18 protein-coding genes, 1 tRNA gene and 1 pseudogene are annotated in these 24,089 nt (G+C 42.7%); 17 read left to right on the top strand and 3 right to left on the bottom strand.

Annotation, left to right across the window (positions count from 1 at the left end):
* Window positions 1-20 precede the first annotated feature (20 nt).
* From ACFE93_RS17345 to ACFE93_RS17305, 9 genes and pseudogenes are all read left to right on the top strand, one after another.
* Window positions 21-1,199, top strand: a complete 1,179-nt coding sequence (locus ACFE93_RS17345) for a glycosyltransferase family 2 protein (RefSeq protein ID WP_375474541.1) — start codon at window positions 21-23, stop codon at window positions 1,197-1,199.
* 96 nt (window positions 1,200-1,295) lie between these two features.
* A complete protein-coding gene (locus ACFE93_RS17340) occupies window positions 1,296-2,315 on the top strand; it encodes a glycosyltransferase family 2 protein (protein WP_375474539.1) in 1,020 nt (339 codons plus the stop codon).
* 28 nt (window positions 2,316-2,343) lie between these two features.
* A complete protein-coding gene (locus ACFE93_RS17335; RefSeq protein WP_375474537.1) occupies window positions 2,344-3,552 on the top strand; it encodes a glycosyltransferase family 2 protein in 1,209 nt (402 codons plus the stop codon).
* A 169-nt stretch (window positions 3,553-3,721) separates the two neighbouring features.
* Window positions 3,722-4,993: an efflux RND transporter periplasmic adaptor subunit gene (locus tag ACFE93_RS17330; RefSeq protein WP_375474535.1), complete on the top strand. Its 1,272-nt coding sequence runs from the start codon at window positions 3,722-3,724 to the stop codon at window positions 4,991-4,993.
* 70 nt (window positions 4,994-5,063) lie between these two features.
* On the top strand, window positions 5,064-5,222 hold the full coding sequence (locus ACFE93_RS17325) for a hypothetical protein (RefSeq protein ID WP_375474533.1): 159 nt from the start codon (window positions 5,064-5,066) through the stop codon (window positions 5,220-5,222).
* A gap of 39 nt (window positions 5,223-5,261) precedes the next feature.
* Window positions 5,262-5,762 (top strand): annotated as a pseudogene (locus tag ACFE93_RS17320) (ABC transporter permease); the annotation flags it as partial.
* 96 nt (window positions 5,763-5,858) lie between these two features.
* On the top strand, window positions 5,859-6,242 hold the full coding sequence (locus ACFE93_RS17315; RefSeq protein ID WP_375474582.1) for an ABC transporter permease: 384 nt from the start codon (window positions 5,859-5,861) through the stop codon (window positions 6,240-6,242).
* A gap of 501 nt (window positions 6,243-6,743) precedes the next feature.
* Window positions 6,744-7,139 carry a hypothetical protein gene (locus ACFE93_RS17310; RefSeq protein WP_375474531.1) on the top strand — a complete coding sequence of 132 codons (396 nt, stop codon included), beginning with the start codon at window positions 6,744-6,746 and terminating at the stop codon, window positions 7,137-7,139.
* 363 nt (window positions 7,140-7,502) lie between these two features.
* Window positions 7,503-8,252: a hypothetical protein gene (locus tag ACFE93_RS17305; protein WP_375474529.1), complete on the top strand. Its 750-nt coding sequence runs from the start codon at window positions 7,503-7,505 to the stop codon at window positions 8,250-8,252.
* Window positions 8,253-8,634: 382 nt separating this feature from the next.
* Here ACFE93_RS17305 and ACFE93_RS17300 read toward each other — a convergent pair whose 3' ends face one another.
* The 3 genes from ACFE93_RS17300 to ACFE93_RS17290 form a co-directional block, all read right to left on the bottom strand.
* Window positions 8,635-9,906: a ribulose bisphosphate carboxylase small subunit gene (locus tag ACFE93_RS17300; RefSeq protein WP_375474527.1), complete on the bottom strand. Its 1,272-nt coding sequence runs from the start codon at window positions 9,904-9,906 to the stop codon at window positions 8,635-8,637.
* A gap of 40 nt (window positions 9,907-9,946) precedes the next feature.
* Window positions 9,947-10,090 carry a hypothetical protein gene (locus ACFE93_RS17295; RefSeq protein ID WP_375474525.1) on the bottom strand — a complete coding sequence of 48 codons (144 nt, stop codon included), beginning with the start codon at window positions 10,088-10,090 and terminating at the stop codon, window positions 9,947-9,949.
* A 149-nt stretch (window positions 10,091-10,239) separates the two neighbouring features.
* Window positions 10,240-10,494 (bottom strand): hypothetical protein, encoded by a 255-nt coding sequence (locus ACFE93_RS17290; RefSeq protein WP_375474523.1) that lies wholly within the window; start codon window positions 10,492-10,494, stop codon window positions 10,240-10,242.
* Between the two features lie 390 nt (window positions 10,495-10,884).
* On the opposite strand from ACFE93_RS17290, the gene trmFO reads away from it, so the two are divergent.
* The 8 genes from trmFO to ACFE93_RS17250 all read left to right on the top strand — a co-directional run bounded on the left by trmFO (window position 10,885) and on the right by ACFE93_RS17250 (window position 24,075).
* Window positions 10,885-12,201 (top strand): FADH(2)-oxidizing methylenetetrahydrofolate--tRNA-(uracil(54)-C(5))-methyltransferase TrmFO, encoded by a 1,317-nt coding sequence (trmFO, locus tag ACFE93_RS17285; RefSeq protein ID WP_375474521.1) that lies wholly within the window; start codon window positions 10,885-10,887, stop codon window positions 12,199-12,201.
* A 205-nt stretch (window positions 12,202-12,406) separates the two neighbouring features.
* Complete coding sequence (locus ACFE93_RS17280) at window positions 12,407-13,594, top strand: murein hydrolase activator EnvC family protein (protein WP_375474519.1); 1,188 nt, start codon at window positions 12,407-12,409, stop codon at window positions 13,592-13,594.
* A gap of 44 nt (window positions 13,595-13,638) precedes the next feature.
* A tRNA-Arg gene (locus tag ACFE93_RS17275) sits at window positions 13,639-13,711 on the top strand.
* Between the two features lie 452 nt (window positions 13,712-14,163).
* Window positions 14,164-14,742, top strand: a complete 579-nt coding sequence (locus ACFE93_RS17270) for a Uma2 family endonuclease (protein ID WP_292863324.1) — start codon at window positions 14,164-14,166, stop codon at window positions 14,740-14,742.
* Between the two features lie 239 nt (window positions 14,743-14,981).
* Window positions 14,982-16,400, top strand: coding sequence for a DUF3370 domain-containing protein (locus ACFE93_RS17265; protein ID WP_375474517.1), 1,419 nt, complete (start codon window positions 14,982-14,984; stop codon window positions 16,398-16,400).
* Window positions 16,401-16,434: 34 nt separating this feature from the next.
* Entirely contained in the window at window positions 16,435-16,845 is a 411-nt protein-coding gene (locus ACFE93_RS17260; RefSeq protein WP_375474515.1) for a VOC family protein, read from the top strand.
* A 73-nt stretch (window positions 16,846-16,918) separates the two neighbouring features.
* Window positions 16,919-17,800 carry a ribosome biogenesis GTPase YlqF gene (gene ylqF, locus ACFE93_RS17255; protein WP_375474513.1) on the top strand — a complete coding sequence of 294 codons (882 nt, stop codon included), beginning with the start codon at window positions 16,919-16,921 and terminating at the stop codon, window positions 17,798-17,800.
* Window positions 17,801-18,462: 662 nt separating this feature from the next.
* Window positions 18,463-24,075, top strand: a complete 5,613-nt coding sequence (locus tag ACFE93_RS17250) for an AAA family ATPase (RefSeq protein ID WP_375474511.1) — start codon at window positions 18,463-18,465, stop codon at window positions 24,073-24,075.
* The last annotated feature ends 14 nt before the right edge of the window (window positions 24,076-24,089 follow it).

The raw sequence follows: 24,089 nt of genomic DNA, 5'->3' as shown, positions 1-24,089 counted from the left end.
GAGTTTAGGAGATATTAATTATGGCAACAGTAACTATTGGCTTTTCTCCTCGCGAACAATTTTCCCTAGCTGCTGAATCTTTGCAGAGGATTTTTGATTACACCTCTATCCCCTTTAACCTGATTGTGGTGGACTGCAACACCCCAAAGGTATATTGGCAGCAGATAGAACAGGTGCTACAAGGGCGTAGCAATGTCAAAATCATTCACGCGAATGATTACCTAATGCCTAACCAGTCAAAAAACTTGGTGATTCAAGAAACCAAAGATGATTTTGTCTGCTTCATAGAAAATGATGTTCTGGTTGAGGATGACTGGTTATCCCATCTGATCGCCGCCTGTGAAGAGCATCCCGCAGATGTGGCAATACCACGTATTATTGAAGGGCCTCCAGGAGAAACAAAAGTTCACTGGGACTCTGGTCTGGGTCAAGTTCAGCCAGTGCAAACAACCAATGGAGTTAAATGGGAAATTCTGCCACCTACAGGCGATCTCCAACTCGATCGAGGTTGCGATCGCCGGACGATAAAATTGTCTGGAGAGGCTCACTGTCAGCTTTATCGCCGGAGTGTTTTTGACAAAGTTAATCCTTTCGATCGAGATGTTATTTATCTAGATTGGATTGATTCTAGTTTGGCTTTATATAATGCCAAAATTCCAGTTGTGTTTGAGCCAAAATCTGTTATTCATTTTTGGCATCCTTATCCTCCCCATCTAGATGAACTCGACTATTTTTGCCAAAGATGGGATCTTCAACAAGCTACCAACGAGATCGATCGCATTCAAGAAAAGTGGAATCTGGTTCGTGTAACCGCAGATTTAGATTTTGTCAGGGAGCGGAATCGCATCGGTCAGCTTCATGCAATTAGAGAAGAACTCAAAGCTCTGATATCACCGCAGGAATCCTTTATTTTGGTCGATGAGGACATCCTGAACGGTAACGAAATCATCAAGGGTTTCCAAACTATCCCCTTTACGGAACACAACGGGCAGTATTGGGGGCAACCAACAGACGACGAAACAGCTATCCAAGAATTCAACCGCCTGCATCAAACAGGTGCTAGTGCGATCGTTTTCCTTTGGCACACTTTTTGGTGGCTGGACTATTACGTTGAATTTTATGACTATTTACGTCAAACCTGTGTGTTGCGAAATGACTGTGTGATTATATTCGACCTCCGCTCATGCAAAAACCTCTAGCCAGTATTATTATCAATAACTACAACTACGGGCATTTTCTGCCTGAAGCGATTAGACAGTGCTTTAAATCAAGATTATCAGCCGACAGAAGTAATTGTGGTTGATGATGGGTCAACGGATAACTCACGGCAGATCGTTGCTGATTATGGAGAACGGATTATCCCTCTGTTAAAGGAGAATGGCGGCCAAGGCTCTGCATTCAATTCGGGGTTTGAGATTAGCCAAGGTAAAACGATCTGCTTCTTGGATGCGGATGATGTTTTACTGCCTACTGCTATTGGAAAAGCAGTTGAACTACTGCACGATCCAAATGTGGTTAAGGTACATTGGCCTCTGTCTGCCGTTGACGCTCATGGCAAGCTGTTAGGAAAGTTAATTCCCGAAGATCCTTTGTCAGAGGGAGATTTGCGTGATGCCCAGATTAAAGGTGGTATAGAAGGTCATATTTTCGCTCCTACCAGTGGCAATGCTTGGTCGCGCAGCTACTTAGAAAAGATTTTGCCCTTGCCGGAAAGCCGCTATCGATTCAATGCCGATTCCTACCTAGCAATTCTTGCTCCCTTCTCTGGCAGCATCAAGCGCATTCCTGAATATCAAGCTTTGTATCGCATTCATGCCTGCAATGGCACTAGCAAGCGCACTTACAATTGGCGACTTAACCACTATCACAATGAAGTGGCAGTTCTGCGCGAGTATTTACAAGAGCAGGGCATTGAAATCGATGATGCTTTTGAACACTGGAAAGGTTCTTATCATCAATCTCTGCAAAGTATGGTCGATTTGGGGCAAGAACTAGAACCTTTCATTCCAGGAGAACAAGAATATATTTTAGTTGACATGAATGAATTCGGGCAACATCAACTACTTGAAAATAGTCAGTCAATCCCCTTTCTAGAAAAAAATCGTCTCTATTGGGGCCCACCAGCAGATGATGCGATCGCGATTCAAGAATTCGAGCGATTGGACGGTGCAGGCGCAAGTTTCATCGTATTTGGATGGCCTGCCTTCTGGTGGCTTGACTACTATGTTGAATTTACTCGCTATTTGCGTACTAGGTTTCGTTGTGTTTTGGAAAATGAGCGCTTGGTTGTCTTTGATTTACGCATTTTAGCTTGATACCGCCTGTCCGTTATTACCGAACGATATGAAACCTGAAAGCAAAGTTACGATCGCAATCCCAACCTACAATCGCTCGGAGTTACTAAAAGCTAGCCTTGAGAGCGTATTAGCACAGGACTATCAAGATTACCAAGTTCTTGTATTAGATAATGCTTCTGATGATGATACAGAGGCGATTGTCCGCTCATTTACAGATTCGCGAATTATTTATGTACGCAACGAAGTCAATATTGGCATATTTGGCAATTGGCAGCGAAGTGTTGAGCTAAACACTAGCCCCTATCTCAGCATCTTATCGGATGATGATGTACTGCTGCCCAACTTCATCCACGAGTCTGTCCTAGCATTGGACAACCATCCTCATGCTGGTCTGTCGGCTGGCCTACCTGAATTTATTAACATTAACGGTGCTACACTGCATGTCACAGGTATAGAACTTTCAGATCATTTACCAGAAGGGCTAATCTCCGGTCTAGACTTCATCCATCAAATTGTTGATGGGCGAAAATGGATTTTGCGTACCAGTGCAGTGATGTTTCGCGCTTATGCACTCAGAGCGGTTGGGGGATTCGACATAACGCACTCTAAGTACTTGCTAGACTTGAATCTATACTTGCGGATGGCAGCGCAATTCGATTTCTTCTTTATTGCTAAAGAACTGGCTCAAGTCCGGTTCCATGTTGAACAGGATTCCCAAGTTAGCTTTCACTCCCCTGGAGGATTGGGATCGCTGGCTGTGGTGGCAGAACGTACTGATGCGATCGCTTATTTGTTAAAGTCGCCCCGTGCAGAGGATGCATCTTATCGTCAGTGGCTAGCAGAGCGTCTATTACATATAAATATGCGCCGCAGTCAGTTCACGTCTGAATTGATACCTAAACTTAATTTGAGTTGGTCAGAACGCCTACAGATTGCTATGCAGGAAATTGCATCTGTGATTCCAGCCGGGAAACGTTTGATTTTGGTCGATGAAAATCAATGGAGTTGTGAAATGCTGCCGGAATTCGATGCTCTGCCCTTTTTAGAACATGACAGTCAGTACTGGGGAGCGCCACTGGATGACGAGATCGCCATCCAAGAACTTGAAAGAATGCGCCAAGCGGGAGCAAGTTTCATGGTCATTGCATGGCCGGCCTTCTGGTGGCTTGATTATTACTCTGGTCTGCGAAATTATCTCAGTTCAAATTTCCGCCGCGTTTTGGACAACAGTCGCCTCGTCGTGTTCGCTCTCTGACTGTGAGATTCTCCAACATTAAATACGTCGCCAGAATAAAACTCTCTTTCCTGCTGCACCCTGCCTTATCCCAACCACAAATGTTTACACCCACCTACTTAATTACGTAGGCATAGCCCGTCGTAGACATCGCTTGTAATGAACTGCAAACTCACTGGATCGAGTTGTCATGAACTGGAAATATGAAAAAGGTAAATTTAATATCCCAAGTCGATGGCTAGCCTGGTCAGGAGTTTTAGCTTTAGCTAGCGCTGGCGGTTGGCTGACCTACTTCTTAGCTCTGAATCAACCTCCCGAACCAGTAGCAGTACGCTTGCTAACTGTGGAGCGAGGTAATATTGAAACCACAATCAATGAGAGCGGTACTGTTGAGTTACGCGAACAGCGAATCTTGAAGTCCCCAAAAGAGGGTGCAGTCGAACGAGTCATGGTAAAACCTGGTGAAAGGGTAAAACTTGGTCAAGTGCTGCTGACCCTGCGCTACCCTGAGCGAAAAATTGCTCTTACCAATCAGCAGTTGCAAATTCAACAAGAGCAAATCAACCTAGCACGTAGTCGCCAGAAAATTATGGAGGCTCAAGAACGATTAACAGCCGAGGAACGACAACTCCAGAGGCTTGCTCCCTTGGTGCGAGAAGGAGCTATCGCCCAAGAACAAGCCAAAACACAGGAAGATACTGTACGCGTTGCTCGTGCTAGTCTGCGAGATAGTCAAGCAGAGGCACGTACAACCGCCCTCAAAATTCAGACTTTGCAATTGGAGCGCCAACTTATTCAGCAGCAACTCCAGGATAATATTGTAACAGCACCATTGAATGGCGTAGTCTTGGGTGTGAATGTAGAAAACGGTGATGGGGTCGAGTTGCGTACCAATCTGCTCACTTTGGGCGATCCCAGAAAAGTCTTAGTGAAACTCCAGCTTTCTACCCTCAACGCGGCTCAAGTCCGCGTCAACCAACTTGCCCGCATTAATGCAATCGGGCCGAATGCCAAGAAATTCTCTGGACGGGTGCAAAGCTTGTATCCTCAAGCACTCAGCCCGGAAGCCCAAAAACAAGATGGTAGCAGTTCAAAACAATCAGAGCAATCAACAGTACCCGCAACGGTTGAGCTTGATAGCCCGACTCGCACACTGCTCCCTGGTAGCAGGGTAAATGTCGAGGTTGTGTTGCAGCAACGGCAGAACGTAGTAGTTTTGAAGACAGAGGCAATAGTGCGATCGCAAGCACATCCCTTTGTATGGGTTCTAGATAGCCAAAATCAAGCCCAAAAACGCCCTATTAATCTAGGATTGGAGGGGTTAATGAATGTAGAAGTAACCTCTGGTTTGCATCCCGGCGAACAAGTCATACTGCCGCCCGTTGAGTCGAAACTCAAGCCAGGGCTGCCAGTTAAGGCTCTTGAGCAGGAAAGAGGGAAAGCAGGGGAGAAGTTGCAGTAAGTTTTTCCCCTTTGCCCCTCTGCCCCTCTGCCCCTCTGTCCAATCCCCAAGCTAGAGCAAAGCGATTATTATGGCTCTTTCAACTTTTGACTTATTAAATATTACCTTTTACTCTTTAGGTAGAAACCCCTTGCGTTCTGCTCTAACTACTCTAGGGGTATTTATGGGTGTGGCTGCTGTCAGCGCTACACTTCAGGTTGGTAATATTAGCCGAGATGCGATCGCTTAACAATTAGCAAAACGAGGCGCGCCTCAAGTTTCAGTTTATCCAAATTGGGATTCTGGTGGTCAAGCTACCCAACTCAAGTTGGAAGATATGGAATTCTTACGACAGCGAATGGTGGGCTTACAGGCGATCAGTTCTTTTAATTGGGCTGGTTCTACGCCAACTGTATTTCGGGACAAGGAATTTACTCCAACTTTGTCACCTGTTTCCCAAGATTTTTTGCTGACTTCAGGGAAACCATTAGTGTTAGGACGGTTTTTCACGTCTGAAGATTTTGCCAACTACCGCCCGGTAATCGTAATCGATCAATTGCTGGCAGAACAACTTTTCCACGAGCAAGAACCTGTGGGGCAGCTGATTTATGCTGGGAACAGACCCTATATCGTCATCGGGGTGGTAAAAACTAGTCTAAATGAAAATGCACCTCCGACGGGTCAACTGTATGTGCCGATATCTATTTACAACGCTTCGACTGGTAGCCAGGACATTGGGAGCATCCAAATGCGCCCTTATGCACTTGCAGATGTGGAAGACTTAAGCCACCAAGCAGAGGAGTTACTGTTACAAAGATTTCCAGGTTACAAATTTAAATTTTGGAATAATGTATCAGATATTATACAGCAGCAGAAAACTCTAGAGATGGCTTCTCAAGGTCTAACAGCAGTAGGAGCGATCACGCTGTTAGTTGGCGGTGTTGGGATTGCCAATATTATGATTGCCTCGGTAAATGAACGAACTGCTGAAATAGGTTTGAGGCGGGCCGTGGGTGCAACCCAACGCGAAATCATGCTGCAATTTATTCTAGAGGCGGTGCTTTTAAGTCTAATAGGAGGAACAGCAGCTCTGGGAGTAGTGCATGGATTGACTGTTGTAATTACTGATACCTTTAACTTGCCCTATAAGTTTGATAGCAAAATTGCAGTGCTGGCAGTGGGTTCAGCGCTACTGGTGGGTGTGGGAGCTAGTTTGCTTCCCGCCGTGCGGGCTAGCCAAATCGATCCAGTAAAAGCCTTACGCTCATAAGTTTTCTTCTACATGAAATATGATGTGGTCAGAAATCCGGGTTTTTATCTGATGTATGCGTTGCTGTAGGCATCTCTGCCGTCAGTTAATTACAATTTGGGTTAATGGCGGCTATCGAGGCAAGAATTTTCAACATTAGGTAATGGATGTATACCGATAGATTGTGTCGGTTGTTATTTGCATCAACATTGTAATATTCTTCATTAACATTACAATATTTTTCATCAACATTGCAATGTTCTTCATCAACATTGCAATGCTCCTCATCAACATCGCAATGCTCCTCATCAACATTGCAATGCTCCTCATCAACATCGCAATGTTTCTCATCAAGATTAAAGCAATTGCAAATAAAAACTGATAAAAACTGCAAATCTAGAGAAATTACTTAAATTGGTTTAGATTTTTTTAACAAATATAATTATTCACTAATTTTACTGAACCCAAAAATAGCTTTAGTAAGGCAAAGTAGCTTTAGAAACCTCTCTAAGGAGTATATTGATGTCTCGTAAAAAACGTACATCCCGTGTTCTCGAAAAAGCTAAGTTGAGATCCGCTGGACTAAAAGCAATTGATTCAAACATGAGTTTTGGTGATGATTGCGATTTGCAAAACTTGAATCAAGCAATTGAGCAGTTAAGAACTATGCTTGATGCTTATAACACTGCTTTAACTGTAATTGATTCTTCCAAAACTAAAATTGATGCGATGGAAAAAACTTTAAGTAATCTTACAGACAAGATGGTAAGAGGGGTTGCTTTTAAATATGGCAAAGATAGCAGCGAATATGAAATGGCGGGTGGGGTTCGCGATAGCGAAAGGATTCGTAAAAGCAGATTGAGCCGCCTGAAAGCTGTTGCTGGAGAAGTATCAGATGAAAATCCTAAACCTATCTAATACAGCCCAGATAAAAGCATAAGACACAGCCAAAGCAATCTTCTTACAACGGATGTAGGGAATGAACAAAGGCTACTTTGCTGATTAAAATCATTTTCTCAACTACTGCAATTGTTTATGGTAAAGCATAACCTATTGCAATTTTTTATATTTACTCCCACTCTTTGATAAACAATAATTATATACAGCTACTATCATGCATCATCATACATATTAGAGCGGGGATTTTTTAGTCCTGTCTAATATTTTGCAATACTGAGAGTCATACTACATGGTGTTTTCAACCATTTTGCTTGTCTAAATACTAATTAGAGTTTATAGTGATACGGTGTTTTTCGTTCCTTGTCTCGGCAGATTCATAACATGATTTATTCTGGCAAATTACAAAAGTATTTTGCGGGCATTTCTTTGTCTGTAATTTTAGTAGGTGACTTAGTTTTCACACAAAAAACTGCTCCAGTTTTAGCCGAAACCATAAATACATCGATCGGTAATGCTGTGACATTCAGTTGCAATGATAGTGAAGCGACAATCAAAGCTAAAAATGGCCCCAAAGTAGTTAATGGAACAGCAAGAATTTACGTTGGCTATGAGCAACTCTCAAATAACAAAAACCCTGTAACTATCCGCTTCAATAATGGGATAAAAGCATGGTGTCGTAATGATTACGAGACAACAAATGACGATGGTACAGGTTACGGATTGTATTGGAATGGAAGGGATGTCTTATATGGCATTTACTCTGCCACAGGCACTCAGACAGGTAATGATTTTCGCCGCTTTGCCAGTGGTCGGTGGTTGTCTAGCTATGGTAGTGGAGGCGGGCCAAAAGCCGCAGTTATAGCCCGGATTAATCCAGATAATGGCCAGGTTTCTTATGCCACATTTTTCTCTTCTAAAAAGCCAGATAATGGACAAACTAACTCTTTACTTGTCCAGTCTCTATCATGGAATGGTGCAAATTTGATTGTGAAAGGTCAGTCATGGTGGACTCCCCGTAACACCTATACAAATTCCATGAATTGCTCTGGTTCATCACCTTATCAATACACAGCCGCATTTACAGGCGATTTAAGAACGATGACCTCAGTTTCAGCCAAGACTTGTAGGTAAAAGAAAAAATTCAGCTACCAAATTGAGGAAACATATTGTTTCCAGTTGTTTAAGAATTAACAACAACCCTGGCGAATCGAATTTGCAATCTTAAATCCCTAAGAAGTTGGGGATTTAAGGTTTTCTTGTTGTTCGCAAATGATTTAAAATTGGCTTTGTAGAGACGGCGATTCATCGCCTCTCTTACCTTAACCAAACAGTATTGGGATTGCTATAGCTAAAACATCATCTCTTTAGCAGCTAATTACCCAGAAATGATATGAGCTAATAGAAAATAAAGCTTTTTTAAACCCGCCTGCGCGGGTTTTGTCTGTGTAGACGCAGTTTCTAACTGTCGAATTAACTTCCGATTCCTAACTCTCGGATTCTGCTGTATCTGCCCCTAATTGTTTCCATCTGGACGCTGAATAATTGTCTCCACCACCCGCCGCTTGGCTTTAGGATCGATACCTACTAAGCGCACATACTCACCACTATATTCTGCCAGAGTTGCCTCCAAATTTGAAATTGCATCAGTATCAGCATCAATGTGGCTATGAACACAAGTTTGCCAAGAACCTGTGCGGAAGCGGCGCTCGTCTACGTGTTCAATACTAATTTTGTAACCTTGAGATAATAATTCCCTAATTTGAGCTTGTGTATCTAGAGTCAAATGTGGACTGTATGCTTCCTGTTTTTGGAATCCATTAGTTTTTGCTTCTTGAGTTGCGCCATTTGACGGCTGACTAATTGGTGTTACAACAGCAGGTGGTGCAGATTGAGAATTTCTACCTCGATTTAGTCGATTGTAATCATCAACCAAATGGGAATTTTCCACCCGTTTTTGTTCGCCAACCAGAAAGTTACCAGACTCGATTAAGTGAGACAGCCTGAAATCTGGCTTTTTAAATTCTGGTGGCCCTTTAACGCTGTTAACCACATTCAAGGATATCTGCTCAAAACCTACTTTATGAATGTAGTTGCGAATTTGTTCGTCATAAATGCGCGATCGCAAAGCGCTAAAAAAGTCAATGGACTGATTGACAAAAGTATCAACTAGCTGTTCAACTTCCTTTTGTGACAGTCCATCCTCTTCAAAAATCCCCTTGACAATTCCCACTTTGTCATCTCTATCTGGTTGCCAGTAGAATTTCTCCATCCGTCCATCTCGAATTAACGGTGCATAGAGGGTGGAAAAATCATTACCTGTGACAATAATCGGCACGCGATGTAAAGGTGTGGAATCATAGCTTCCTGGCAACTGCACATCTGTGGGATTATCAGCAATATTCATCAGTGTGGCATTCACCAACTGGGTGTTTACAGTATATTGAGTCCCTTCATCAAAGCGTCCAGCACCGGCATCTAAATCGTTAATCATCAGTACACACATTTTGCCGCGTACTTTGATCAGTTCTGCTGTTTCCCGATAGCGTAACCGAATCAACCGCGCTGGATCTCCGGCATCTGGACTTTCCAATTCGCCACCAGATATGTTAGTGACTTCGATACCCATTTTCTCGAAGACTAATTGACATTGAAATGTTTTGCCTTCTCCTTTGCGTCCATGAATACCCAATATCACAGGAACTCTCACGCCAGGAAGCTTCAGGAAGTTTTTAGTGATGTGGACAGCAAGTTTGTCCAAAAAGCGGGGAGCGATGTAGTAACCCATGAGTTTATATGATGAAAAATTAACACTTCTAAGGTTAATGTTAAGTTTTTTTTGGGGATAGCGATCGCTTTTCTTTCAGACAAGCTTGTACTTGTTCATTTGTTGGGTTGATTGTCTGTTGCCAAAGTTGAACACGCTCCCAAGCATGGAAGGAGTGAAAACTGCTGTTATTTGATAGTGTCAAAAATTTGATTGCAATATTAAATAACTTTGATAAGCCATTAGAATAATTCCAAGATTACTTAGATTAATCTATTTTTTTAAATACAGCGTGTTTGAAAACACGTCCTAGTATTGCATATCGCTACAGTTAATGGAAATCGTTTGTATCTACTACGTCTTATTACCCAAAATTTCTTTTAAAGCAGATAACGCCTCTTCTGTTAATATATTTGGGTTGTTAGGATCGTTAGTCAATATAATACCGCGCTTTTCAAGAGCAGCAATAATCTCAGGGCTGAGTCGTGAAACAGGAGGCGTTACGCCACCGTATACACTTTTTAATTCCTCATCATCTGTTACTTCCTTAATAAACATAACTGGAGCTTGATTTAAATCGACGTTATCTTTGATTTTGTTTTTAGTCATAAATCACGTCCTAATCAACCCATTCTTAACTAATCATTGAATACTTACTTAATGTATCACCTCGAAAAATGAGAAATCAAGGGTTTATACAAAATATCCTAGTTTGATGACTAATTTTGCTACTTTTTTAATTAATGCAATTAGGCAAGGGCTTGGGACGCGCTCGTACTTGCTGGCAGTGTGCCAGTTGGAAAATGTTAAGCCCACCGTTGATGGTGGCTTTTCGCGTTACAGCAAAATTGATTGTAAAAAACCTTGAGAGTTTAGTCTCAACGTTACAATTGGCCCAATACTTTATTTGCACTTGTTGTGGTTTAACATGACTTTTTATTTAATTTTACTTCTGTAATGCTGATTGATACTTATAATATAGGGATAAAAAATTTAACTATGGAAATACAACCGATACAAGTAATTGGAGGTGGGCTAGCTGGGACAGAAGCAGCTTGGCAAATAGCGCAAGCAGGAGTGCCAGTAATTCTGCATGAAATGCGTCCAAAGCGATTTAGTCCTGCTCATCATACAGAACATTTAGCAGAATTAGTGTGTAGTAATTCCTTTGGAGCAATGGCAAGCGATCGCGCGGCGGGATTATTGCACGAAGAGTTACGCCAACTAGGTTCTATCGTCATCTCAAAAGCTGATGAACACGCCGTTCCGGCCGGCGGGGCATTAGCCGTAGACAGGGGACAATTTGGCCAAGATTTAACTGAAACTTTAGCGAGTCATCCTTTAGTTGAATTCCGCCGGGGTGAAGTGTCTGCAATTCCCGAAGGGATTGTGGTTTTGGCAACCGGGCCTTTAACCAGTCCCGATTTGGCAGAAGATTTGCGCCGCTTTACAGGGATGGAATACCTCAGCTTTTTTGATGCAGCTAGTCCGATTATCGTGGGAGAATCGATTAATCGTGACATTGCTTTTATGGCATCACGTTATGACAAAGGTGAAGCTGCTTATCTCAACTGCCCAATGAATAAAGAGCAGTACTTGCAGTTTCGAGAAGAACTTTGTAAAGCGGAACAAACAGAACTCAAGGGTTTTGAACGGGAAACGGCGAAGTTTTTTGAAGCTTGTTTACCCATAGAAGAACTAGCACAGCGCCAAGAAGATACCATGCGCTACGGCCCTCTGAAGCCAGTGGGATTGTCAGATAGTCGCACAGGGGAACGTCCTTATGCTGTGGTGCAGTTACGACAAGAAGATAAAGCTGGTCAGCTGTGGAATATGGTAGGATTTCAAACAAATCTGCGTTGGGGTGAGCAAAAGCGAATCTTTCAGTTAATTCCCAGTTTGGAAAAAGCAGAGTTTGTCAGGCTGGGAGTAATGCACCGCAACACTTTTATTAATGCTCCCCAGTTAATGCATCCTACCTTACAATTTAAAGAGCGTCCGACATTGTTAGCCGCTGGACAATTGATTGGTACTGAAGGTTACACTGCTGCGGCTGCGGGTGGTTGCTTGGCGGGAATCAATGCAGCGCGATTAGCCTTGGGTAAAGAAGCTTTGGTTTTACCACCAACAACAATGATCGGTGCGTTATTAGAATTTATTAGTTCTGCTTCGCCCAAGCATTTCCAACCAATGCCGCCTAATTTTGGGATTTTTCCCGACTTAGGAATGAAAATCAAAAGCAAACCAGAGCGTTATGGACGTTACCGCGATCGCTCTTTAGCTGATTTGGCAAATTGGAAAGCTAATCATAATTAATGAGTGCTGAGTGCTGAGTGCTGAGTATTGCTATACGTGTGTTCATGCATCTCACCTACTCACATACCGGCTCAATGCTGACATAGCTGCAATCCTTGTGTCACAACTTGGCAGACCAATTTAATAATGTGTTGGTGTGGATGAATTAGATTTTGGGAATAATCCTCATAGTGTTTGAAAGTATCCTTTTAATTAGGTTCGCACTATGAGAGGGCGATTTCTAGAAAAAAAGCAGATTTATTGCTGTTTATCTATTGCATTTTGCTGTGTTTTGTGGATTTGTTTGGCATTAATTCCAGCCCACGCAACGTCTACAGGGTCTATTGATGCTTTGCGACAACAGCAGCAACAAATGAACCAGCAGCGTCAGGGTGTGGTTAACGATCGCGATCGCTTAACAAATCTCCAACAAGAGGCCCAAAAACACCTCACTGGTTTAAAGCAAAATCTGCAAACTACAGATAGCTATCTTCAAGAGAGCGAATCACGATTACAACTCGCTACCCAACGCCTCCAGCAGTTGGAAGCTGATTTAGATGTGGCAGAACGTTCGTATCAGGAGCGGCAAATAGCAACAGTAGCACGATTGCGTTACCTCCAGCGATCGCCTGCTTTTGCAGGATGGGCGGTTTTGCTTGAAAGTGAAAATATCAACGACTTTTTCAGCCGTCGTCATCAGTTGAAGTTGGTGTTTCAGGCAGACCAACAAATTTTAGCAAAACTCAACACCCAAGCAAACTCAATCGATAAACAAAAAACGGAAGTAGAACAGCAAAAAAACGAAATTGGCTTAATTCGTGAGCAACTGTTGGCACAAAAAGCTGATTATCAAACCCAAACGCAATCACAATCAGAATTGATTCAACGCCTGAATAGCGATCGCCTAGCCTTAGAAGCAGCGCAAAATCAGCTAGAAAGAGAATCGAAAAATCTGGAAGTCTTGATTCAACAAAAGGTAGCAGAAGCCCAAGCAAAAACCAACAGCCGAACAAGTATCATCATTCGGGGAACTGGTGTAATGGCATATCCTAGCGATGCTCCTACTAGCAGTCCCTTCGGCTGGCGGATACACCCTATTCTTGGCTATCGTCGCTTTCATGCCGGGTTAGATTTTGCTGCCAGCTATGGTAGTAAAATTCGGGCAGCCGATTCGGGAACAGTAATTTTTGCTGGGTGGTATGGTGGTTATGGCAGAGCGGTAATTATCGATCACGGTAATGGCATGACTACACTCTACGGGCATACCAGCGAGTTGTATGTTTCTGAGGGACAAGCAGTTGAACGCGGACAAGCGATCGCTGCTGTCGGTTCCACTGGTTTTTCAACTGGCCCCCACCTCCACTTTGAAGTTCGTCGGAATGGTACACCCGTAGACCCAGCTAATTATCTTTAAAGCTGCAAATTTTATCACAGACGTGCTATAATATTGAAGAATAAGGGCGCGTGGCTCAGTGGATAGAGCAACAGATTCCGGTTCTGTGGGTCGGGGGTTCAAATCCCTCCGCGCTCGTTACCTTTGCAAGACTAACCATAAAATCAATGTGTCATTTTCTCTCATGGGATAAACCCAATTTACACTCTGAGAAAGAATGGCAATGGATAGTCTGGAATACAAAAATTAGCCAAAAACCTTAAACTGTGTGGGTTGGGGAGCCACTGCGTTGGGCGGGTTTCCCGACTTGTTCGCGCAGCGTCTCCCCTTGGGAGAAGCAAGTGGCGTTTGAGGAACGAAACCCAACATTTCCGGGGCTTTATTGGGTTGCGCTTTGCTTAACCCAACCTACAACTTTTCTTAACTCATTCAGTCTCTCACCCCTATACCTACCCCGAACTTTTTTAAAAAATAAAACAACGTCGCATTTGTTAAGGGGAATTCCTAAAGTAGAGGTAGAGGCTAAATCTTCCCTATTTAGCAGCGTATGGGTTTGATGCAACTCGGATTTTTGTGGAGCGCAATTAATTATGACTGCTTTAACCTTACAATTACCTCCTAATCTGCAATTTAGTGATGAGGAATTTGCACAAATTGTAGCCGTGAATAAAGAATTACGACTAGAGTTAACTGCTGAAGGGGAATTAATTATCATGTCACCGACTGGGGGAGAAACGGGAAACCGTAATTTTGAACTATATCTTGATTTAGGAGTTTGGAACAGACAAACTAAGCTGGGAAAAGCTTTTGATTCTTCTACTGGGTTTAAATTACCAAATGGGGCAACTCGTTCACCTGATGCTTCTTGGGTAAGGATAGAAAGATGGGATGTTCTTACCCCAGAACAAAGAAAGAAATTTATCCCTTTGTGTCCTGATTTTGCAGTGGAATTAGTTTCTGAAACTGATGATGTGGAAGATACTAAAGCTAAAATGAAGGAATACTTAAGAAATGGCTTACAACTGGGTTGGTTAATTAATCCTAAAGATAAACAAGTAATAATTTATCGCCCAAATCTTGCACCAGAAGTTTTACAATCTCCCACAAGTTTATCGGGTGAAGATGTTCTCCCTGGTTTTGTTTTAAATTTACAGCAGATTTTTGCATAAATCGCTGATTATCTTGATTTATTTCTACAATCACTGAACGTTCTCAAATTCGCTTAAACCATCAACACTCTCTTTAAAGACAAAAAGCCCTGCGGCTGTGGGCTACTGGAACTATGCTTACAATTTAATAGCGATGCCTGCGGCGGGCTATGCCTACGCACGATCAGAAATCCCCTTCAAGGAACTTGTAGTAATAACTTCCGATCTTTAACACTACGGCTTTCTCGATGCTCAAATTTATGCTGGCTAAATTCCCATTATCTGTATTCACACTTTTATTAGGACTTGCCATAACTCAAACCTTTGAATGCACAACTCAAAAAGATAATTCAGCGATCGCTCAAACTTCACCAAAGCCAGCGCCCCAAGAAATTGTGCAACCAGGAGAAGTTCGAGCCTTACCTGGCAAGTTAGATAAAATACCCGTTTTTAACAGCAATAGCCCAGAATGGATTAAAACTGAAGGTATTTTACTTTCTACCTTTCCTCCAAACGGTAAAAAAGTTCCAGCAGCGCATCTTAATTTTCCCTTTCAGGGACGCTTTGACTTATTTGCCCACCACTACAGCCACACTCCCAAGGATTTACAAACGCTATACCTGGGTGTAATTGTATATAACCCTGGTAAAAAACCTGTAACAGTAGATGTGTTGCAAGCGGCAAGTTATTTGATGCAGGATGCGCCCTTTGTCACCTTACCCCCTTATATAGAAAATAATGATGGTAAGGCTTACTCAGGCCCAGGCGATCGCGCTGTTGGTGACGTACTCCGGGGTGTTCGACAAGCAGATTTTCCCGCAAAATTGATAATTCCTCCAGGAGAAAGCCGGATGTTGTTAAATCATCCGATTCCTGTACGAAATCTAGAAAAGCCAGTGAATGGTCGCTCTAGCTTTATGCGGCTGCGTAGTAGCGATCGAGTTTATGCAGCAAGTTTAGCAATGTTTGCCAAGAAAAATTCTGATAATACAGAACGCCCACCAACTCTTGCAGAATGGCAAGCTTTACTAAATACCGGCAACTTCGCTGGGCCGCGAGATAAAACCCCTACTCCTCCAGATGCTACCAGTGGTGCACTAATTTATGGGCGTGTAGCTGGTGTGTCTAGTGGCTCCCAATGGCAAGCAAAGTTGGTAGATAATCCCCAAGCTAAATATCTGACTATTCCCCAGCGTGGCAAAGCTATTTCTTATGCTTTAGACACATTGCTTAGTGGTCGATTGGGCACTCAACAAATCCAAACGGCCAAAATGCTGGTACGTTATGCAGATACGGCTTATGAAGCACATGGTAATTATGGGGTGGAATATAAACTCACTTTACCCTTAAGTAACAATACTAATCAAAACCAGACCGTGACTGTTACTTTAGAAACACCTTTGAAGGAAGATAAATTATCTCAAGGTAGTGTGCGTTTTCGCAAACCATCCCTAGATTTTCCTTTCTTCCGTGGTACAGTGCGGCTACGCTATTTCGATGACCAAGGTCAACAAAAGACGCGCTACATACATCTATGGCACAGAACTGGTCAGGTGTTAGAACCATTGGTGCAGCTTGTACTTCCACCTTCAACTCAGCGGATAGTACAGATAGATGTGATTTATCCACCAGATTCGACACCACCGCAAGTGCTGAGTGTAAGAACTTTAGAAAAATGAGAGTCTTAAAAAAATTAAATAACTTAAAGCTTATATGGTTTTTCAGTACACTAACGCATTTGTCACCATAGCATCGGTTAATTGTGAGAATTTAGTGAATTTCTATAGTAGATTGCTGGGGCAAAAGCCAGTGATTTTGATTCCGAATGTCTATGCTGAGTTTAATTTGGTTAGTATGCGATTAGGTATTTTTAAACCAAAGAACACAAACGAATCGGAATTTGAAGCGATGTCTGACGACAAGCCACTTTCTTTCTACCCTAAAAGTAAGATAAGTTTGTGTTTAGAGGTGAGTAACTTAGAAGATGCGATCGCTCATCTAACTGCTTTAGGCTATCCTCCACCAGGAGACATTTCCATTGCTGACCACGGCAGAGAAATCTATGCCTATGACCCTGATGGCAACCGTCTGATTTTACATCAAGCTCCTAAAGAGAGTCATTAGTCATTTGTCATTGGTCATTTGCAAAGGACAAAGGACAAAGGACAAATAACAAATAACAAAGGACAAAGGACAAATGGCTATAACTCAAAACTATAGATTAAACCTGATTCAATGGTATCCAGGTCACATTGCGAAAGCTGAAAAGAAGCTCAAAGAACAGCTAAAGCGCGTAGATGTGGTGTTTGAGGTACGAGATGCTCGGATTCCTTTAGCGACTCACCATCCCCAAATAGGTGAGTGGGTGGAAGGTAAAACACGGGTGTTGATACTTAACCGAGTAGATATGATTACGCCGCAAATGCGATCGCTGTGGATCGATTGGTTTAAACGTCAAGGAGAAGTCCCTTATTTTACCAACGCTCAACATGGTAAAGGTATAGCAGAAGTGGCGCGGGCAGCGCAAGCTGCTGGGGTAGAACTCAATCAAAGAAGAAGCGATCGCGGCATGTTACCCCGTCCAGTGCGGGCTGTGGTGATTGGTTTTCCTAATGTCGGTAAATCAGCTTTAATTAACCGCCTGTTGGGAAAGCGAGTCGTGGAAAGTGCAGCCCGTCCTGGAGTAACTCGCCAACTACGCTGGGTGCGAATTTCCGAACATTTGGAATTGCTAGATGCTCCTGGTGTCATCCCTTTAAGATTAGAAAACCAAGATGCAGCCTTGAAATTAGCTATTTGTGATGATATCGGTGAAGCATCTTACGATAACCAGCTAGTAGCAGCAGCTCTAGTGGATTTACTCAACTATTTAGAAGCTGTAGCCGCAGATTTATTACCAAAAAAACCATTACAGTCTCGCTACCAACTCGATTCGACATCAGAGACTGGGGATACTTATTTGCACGCCTTAGCAGAACATCGTTACAAAGGTGATATAGAGCGAGCTGCAAGGCAACTTTTAACAGATTTTCGCAAGGGATTGTTGGGTGAAATGAGTTTAGAATTACCACCCAATTAAATCTAAATTCAAAGAGTAAAAATTCTGTAAATTGTCTACATATATAGGAAACCTATTTGATTTGTGACAGGACTTACGTAACTGTCATAAATAATGGCGCAGCCACACCGCACTACGCTCCAAATAACTAGGCGATAAACATCATAATGTCTTGACGTTTTAATTACCGAACTAAATAATTTGACAATAATCTATGCTTAATTTGATAAATTGTTTGACCAGTTTTATCAGCTAAATCTTTGAGCTTAAAGGGACATCCAAGAATTAAATTACTCAATTCCTGCATCCAACACCAGTATCCAATTTCTTCTCCCCCTGCTTCCCCTGCTCAAGAACAGCTTACCTAAACGATTGATTATTTTTTTATTTAGAAGTCCCAAACCAGACTAAAATAGCGCAGGCAATATGATTTCTTCTAGTAGCACATAATTACTGTAAAAATGTGTTCCCCCTGATACCAGAGCAACTTGGGACGACTTAATACAGCACGGCGTAAATAAACATACCATTTCAAATGGTGTAAAAGCCTGAAATACAATTCTTTTGACTTTTGCCTTGCGGTACTAGTGTCCCATACTCAATGCAACTTTTCTAACGGTTGTTAACCAAGATATGGTAGTGGGAATTATAACACTAGTATAAAGAAATTTTCGTCAAAATTTATGAGCGCAAAAGTTGATGGAACTTTAAAGATTGCTGGCTACCAAATCATCAAGCAACTTTATTCAGGTTCTCGTACTCAAGTGTATCGGGCAATTCGAGAATGCGATCGCCTACCAGTTGTCATCAAGCTCTTAAAACGAGAATACCCAACTTTTAGCGAATTAGTACAGTTTCGCAACCAATATGCGATCACTAAAAACTTAGATATTCCTGGCATTATCAAACCCTACAGCCTGGAAGCCTATCACAATGGTTATGCCCTAGTCATGGAAGACTTTGGTGGTGTTTCCCTGCGGCAATTTAGTCTAGGAAAAACACTGACATTAGAGCAATTCCTACCCATTGCTCTGCAACTGCTAGACACTTTACACCAGTTACATCAACAGCGCGTCATTCACAAAGATATCAAGCCAGCCAACATCTTGATTCACCCTGACACCAAACAAATCAAGCTGATTGACTTTAGTATTGCTTCCCTCTTACCACGAGAAACCCAGGAAATCCAAAGCCTCAATGGATTGGAGGGAACGCTAACCTATTTGTCGCCAGAGCAAACCGGACGGATGAACAGAGGCATTGACTACCGCAGCGATTTCTATTCTTTAGGTGTGACTTTCTTTGAACTACTGAGTGGAAAATTGCCCTTTGAGTCCCAGGAACCGATGGAGTTAGTGCATTACCATATTGCGAAACTTCCACCCTGCGTCTGCGATTTCAACCCCAAATTGCCGTTGATGCTGGGCGAGATTATCCGCAAACTGATGGCGAAGAACGCCGAAGACCGCTATCAAAGTGTGCTAGGACTTAAACACGACCTTGTTACCTGCTTAGAACAGTGGCGAGAAACAGGCAAACATACCTGGTTTGATTTGGGACAGCGAGATATTAGCGATCGCTTTCTCATCAGAGAAAAACTCTACGGACGTAAATCAGAAGTACAGACGTTACTGGAAGCATTTGGTCATGCTGCTAATGGTGACTCCCAACTGATGCTAGTAGCAGGTTTCTCTGGCATTGGCAAAACCGCAGTTGTCAATGAAGTGCATAAGCCAATCGTCCAGTGGAACGGCTACTTCATCAAAGGCAAATACGACCAATTTAATCGAAATATTCCTCTATCTGCTTTTGTCCAAGCCTTTCGCGATCTGATGGGACAGTTGCTTAGTGAAAGCGATACTCAACTAAAGCAATGGCAAAACAAGATTTTAGCGGCAGTTGGTAAGAACGGGCAACTTCTGATCGAGGTGATTCCTGAACTGGAGCAGATGATCGGCAAACAGCCTGCGATCGCTGAACTTTCAAGCAGTGCGGCCCAGAACCGTTTCAATCTGCTGTTCCAACAGTTCATTCAGGTGTTCGCGACAACAGAGCATCCGTTGGTAATATTTCTGGATGATTTGCAGTGGGCAGATTCGGCATCGCTGAATTTGCTGAAGTTGTTAATGTCTCAGAGCAATTGCGGCTATCTATTCATTATTGGCGCATACCGCGATAATGAGGTGTTTGCGGCTCATCCACTGATGTTAACGGTAGATGAAATCAAAAAGGCATCTTCTGCGATCAAAACCTTGAGCCTAGCTCCCTTAAGTCAAGCAGATATCAACCATTTAATCGCCGACTCCCTCAGTTGTACAACGGCACAGGCATTACCGTTAACAGAGTTAGTTCATCAAAAAGCCAAAGGCAATCCCTTTTTCACAACTCAGTTTTTGAAAGCGCTCCATGAGGATGGGCTGATTACCTTTGATTGGGAGTTAGGTTTTTGGCAGTGTGATGTAGGGCAAGTGCGATCGCTTGCTCTCACCGATGATGTGGTGGAATTTATGGCACAACAGCTTCAGAAATTGCCCAACATCACTCAAAATATTTTGAAACTGGCAGCCTGTATTGGCAATCAGTTCGATTTAACGACGTTAGCGATCGTCTCTGAAAAGTCGCAGATGGAAACTGCCTCAGACTCGTGGAAAGCATTGCAAGAAGGATTGATCGTTCCCATCAATGAGGTTTACAAGTTTTATCAAGATTTGTCATTGGTCATCGATCATTTGCAAATGACAAATGCCAAAGGACAAATGACAGTTTACAAATTCTTGCACGATCGCGTACAGCAAGCAGCCTACTCTCTAATTCCCAACCAGCAAAAACAGGTCACTCATCTGAAAATTGGGCAACTTTTGCTGAATCATACGCCAGCTGCAGAACAGGATAAAAAACTATTTGAGATTGTTAATCAACTGAATATAGGAAATAGCTTAATTGTCGATCCATCTCAGAAAATAGAACTCGCTCAACTCAATTTACAAGCTGCACAAAAAGCAATAGCTGCAACAGCATACGCCGCCGCATTTGAGTATACCACTATAGGTATTGCAATGCTTGCACAAGATCGGTGGCAAATAGAATATGAACTAACCCTGACACTTTATGAAGCTGCCACCGAAGCAGCTTATCTAAGTGGCAATTTTGAGCAGATGGCACAATTTGCAGCAGTCATTTTGTCAAATGCTAGAACCTTATTAGATACTGTTAAAGTCTATGAAATCCAAATTCAAGCCGCTCAAGCCCAACATCAATTTCTACAGGGCGTGGAGCTAGCTCTCAAGATTTTAGAGCAGTTAGGAATTCATTTTCCCAAGCAACCAAATGAATCAGATATTGCATCGGCTCTCAAAGCAACCAAATCCATCTTAGCTGGAAGGCAAGCGGTAGATTTAATGGCTCTACATCAGATGACAGAGTTAGACAAATTAGCCGCTATCCGGATTCTCGTAAGTGTCTCTTCTTCTGCCTTTGTTGCCGCTCCAACACTCTTACCATCTATTGTCCTTGAGCAAGTAAATTTATCTGTTCAGTACGGCAATACCTCAGACTCTACAAATGGTTATGCCTACTATGGACTGCTGCTTTGTGGGGCGGTAGGAGATATTGAATGTGGCTATCAGTTTGGACAACTTGCACTCAAATTACTCGAACATTTTAATGCCAAAAAGTTGAAAGCCAGAACTTATGTCGGAGTATGCTGTAGTGTATTGCATTGGAAGGAGCCGCTTAGGAACACCTTAGCGCTTTTTTGGGAAGGCTATCAAGTTGGGCTAGAAACGGGAGATTTAGAATCAGCTACCATTTGTGCAGTCGTTTACGTCATGCACTCTTTGTTTGTTGGTAAAGAACTGGGAGAGTTAAGCCGAGAGAGTGATGCTTTCCGTCTTCAACTTACTCAACTAAAACAAGAAGGACTTCTCAACCAGCTGAAGATTTTTCAGCAATCGATTTTGAATTTAAACGGTGATTGTGCCCAAGTATGGCAATTGGTTGGTAAGGCTTTCAATCAAGAGCAAATGCTGCCAGTTCTCCAGCAATCAGGCGATCAAACTGCGCTGTGCTATTTCTATGTGAGTAAACTTTTTCTTGGTTATCTGTTTGGGAAGTTTGAACTTGCAGTGGAAGCTGCGATCGCAACTGAAAATTATCTCGGCGGTGTCATCGGATTATTTGTGGTTCCAATCTTCCACACCTATGATTCTCTGGCTCATCTGGCAATTTATTCCCAAGTTTCCGCAACAGAACAACAACACATTCTTGAGCGGGTGAGCAAAAATCAGGAAAAGATCAAAACTTGGGCTAACTATATTCCAGCCAATCATTTACACAAGTTTTATTTGGTTGAAGCAGAACGATATCGGGTTCTGGGACATAAATCAGAGGCAATAGAATTATACGATCGCGCCATTGCTCTTGCTAAAGAACACGGCTACACCCAAGAAGAAGCACTTGCTAACGAACTAGCCGCCAAATTTTACCTCGACTGGAGCAAACAGCGCATAGCTGGGGAATACATAATTGAAGCCTACTATGGCTATGCTCGTTGGGGCGCTAAAGCCAAAGTCGCCGACTTGGAACGATGCTATCCGCAACTCCTCGCCTCCATCCTTGAGCAAACCCGTTCTCCCCTCTCCACTCACGAAACTATCTTCACATTGGAAAGTGTCACCTCCACCAGTTTTGCCACTTCCAGCAGTAGCAGCGTCTCTGTTGCTTTAGATTTAGCTGCCATTCTCAAAGCTTATCAAACTATCTCAGGGGAAATCGAACTCGAAAAACTGCTCTCAGCATTACTGCATATCGTCATTGAAAATGCGGGAGCCAATAAGTGTGTGTTCATGCTTTTGGAGTCAGATCGTTTGCTAATTCAGGCGTTAGCACAGCTTTCCTTAGACGGTGTACAGAACCAGGCTGCCAAAATCGATTTTTACCCAATGTTGCTCAACCCACAGTCTGTTGAAGACTCATCTGATGTGCCAGTTGGTTTAATTAATACCGTCAAACGCAGCTTACAACCAACAGTGATTATTGATGCTAGGGTGCATGTTCAATTAATTAATGACTCATATATTCAACGACAGCAGCCCAAAAGTATCTTGTGTAGCCCGATTTTGCATCAGGGTAAGTTGCTGGGCATTTTGTATCTGGAAAATAACTTAGTAACCAAAGCCTTTACAAGCGATCGCGTCGAACTACTAAATTTACTTTGCGCTCAAGCTGCAATTTCTCTGGAAAATGCCCGACTTTATCGAAATTCCCAGAACTATGCTCAACAGTTAACACAATCTCTAGCAAAATTGCAGGCTAGTGAAACCCGCTTCCAAAATTTGGCGAATAATATTCCTGGTATGGTGTACCAATTCCGTCTGGCGGCTGACGGTTCAACTTCAACACCTTATGTTAGCTCTGGCTGTTTCGATTTATATGGGTTAGAGCCAGAGTTGGTGATGGCAGGGACGCATACCCTTTACGACATGAATCATCCTGACGATCGCCCAGCTATTGCCCAAGCGATCGCCTACTCTGCCCAATATCTCACACCCTTTGAGCAAGAATGGCGGATTATCCTGCCTTCAGGAACCGTGAAATGGATTCAATCTGCTTCTCGGCCAGAGCGACAAGCCGATGGCTCAATCATCTGGGATGGGGTGGTGATTGATATTAGCGATCGCAAACAGGCACAAGCATCTCTAGCTAAAGAACGAGAGTTCTTGAATGCCATCATTCACAATATTACCGATGGGATTGTTGTTTGTGATGGTACTGGCAAATTGACTCTATTTAACAAAGCAACTCGTGAATTTCATGGTCTACCAGTAGAATCATTACCAGCAGAACAATGGGCAGAACACTTCTCACTCTATCAACCAGATGGTCAAACACCCCTATCAAAAACGGAAATTCCTTTGTTTCGCGCCTTGCAAGGGGAAATTGTCGAAAATGCCGAAATGGTAATTGCGCCGAAGCATGGTTTTACGAGAATTTTGTTAGCTAGCGGACAAGCGATCTTCGATGCTTCGGGTGATAAACTCGGTGCAGTAGTTGTGATGCGAGATATTAGCGAACGCAAACAAGCTGAACTTGCCTTGCAGCAAAAATCACTTGACTTAGAAATCGCGCTAACCGATTTGCAAAACGCCCAATTACAAATGGTGCAAAGTGAGAAAATGTCTGCACTAGGCAACTTAGTTGCTGGTGTCGCTCACGAAATGAATAATCCTCTTGGTTTTATTGCTGCCAGTCTCAAACGGGAGCATCCCACTTTTTATTATTTAAAAAAAGGTAAATAAAGCATGAGAAGGTA

Origin of the sequence: uncultured Nostoc sp. (assembly GCF_964247315.1) — a bacterium.
In the GTDB taxonomy this organism is placed as follows: domain Bacteria; phylum Cyanobacteriota; class Cyanobacteriia; order Cyanobacteriales; family Nostocaceae; genus Nostoc.
Note: the sequence above shows the minus strand (reverse complement) of the source record. Positions and strands in the feature narration are given on the sequence as shown.

Coding starts and splice junctions, on each gene's coding strand:
- ACFE93_RS17345 (WP_375474541.1), top strand. CDS start 21: ATGGCAACAGTAACTATTGGCTTTTCTCCTCGCGAACAATTTTCCCTA.
- ACFE93_RS17335 (WP_375474537.1), top strand. CDS start 2,344: ATGAAACCTGAAAGCAAAGTTACGATCGCAATCCCAACCTACAATCGC.
- ACFE93_RS17330 (WP_375474535.1), top strand. CDS start 3,722: ATGAACTGGAAATATGAAAAAGGTAAATTTAATATCCCAAGTCGATGG.
- ACFE93_RS17325 (WP_375474533.1), top strand. CDS start 5,064: ATGGCTCTTTCAACTTTTGACTTATTAAATATTACCTTTTACTCTTTA.
- ACFE93_RS17315 (WP_375474582.1), top strand. CDS start 5,859: ATGGCTTCTCAAGGTCTAACAGCAGTAGGAGCGATCACGCTGTTAGTT.
- ACFE93_RS17310 (WP_375474531.1), top strand. CDS start 6,744: ATGTCTCGTAAAAAACGTACATCCCGTGTTCTCGAAAAAGCTAAGTTG.
- ACFE93_RS17305 (WP_375474529.1), top strand. CDS start 7,503: ATGATTTATTCTGGCAAATTACAAAAGTATTTTGCGGGCATTTCTTTG.
- ACFE93_RS17300 (WP_375474527.1), bottom strand. CDS start 9,906: ATGGGTTACTACATCGCTCCCCGCTTTTTGGACAAACTTGCTGTCCAC.
- ACFE93_RS17290 (WP_375474523.1), bottom strand. CDS start 10,494: ATGACTAAAAACAAAATCAAAGATAACGTCGATTTAAATCAAGCTCCA.
- trmFO (WP_375474521.1), top strand. CDS start 10,885: ATGGAAATACAACCGATACAAGTAATTGGAGGTGGGCTAGCTGGGACA.
- ACFE93_RS17280 (WP_375474519.1), top strand. CDS start 12,407: ATGAGAGGGCGATTTCTAGAAAAAAAGCAGATTTATTGCTGTTTATCT.
- ACFE93_RS17270 (WP_292863324.1), top strand. CDS start 14,164: ATGACTGCTTTAACCTTACAATTACCTCCTAATCTGCAATTTAGTGAT.
- ACFE93_RS17265 (WP_375474517.1), top strand. CDS start 14,982: ATGCTGGCTAAATTCCCATTATCTGTATTCACACTTTTATTAGGACTT.
- ACFE93_RS17260 (WP_375474515.1), top strand. CDS start 16,435: ATGGTTTTTCAGTACACTAACGCATTTGTCACCATAGCATCGGTTAAT.
- ylqF (WP_375474513.1), top strand. CDS start 16,919: ATGGCTATAACTCAAAACTATAGATTAAACCTGATTCAATGGTATCCA.
- ACFE93_RS17250 (WP_375474511.1), top strand. CDS start 18,463: ATGAGCGCAAAAGTTGATGGAACTTTAAAGATTGCTGGCTACCAAATC.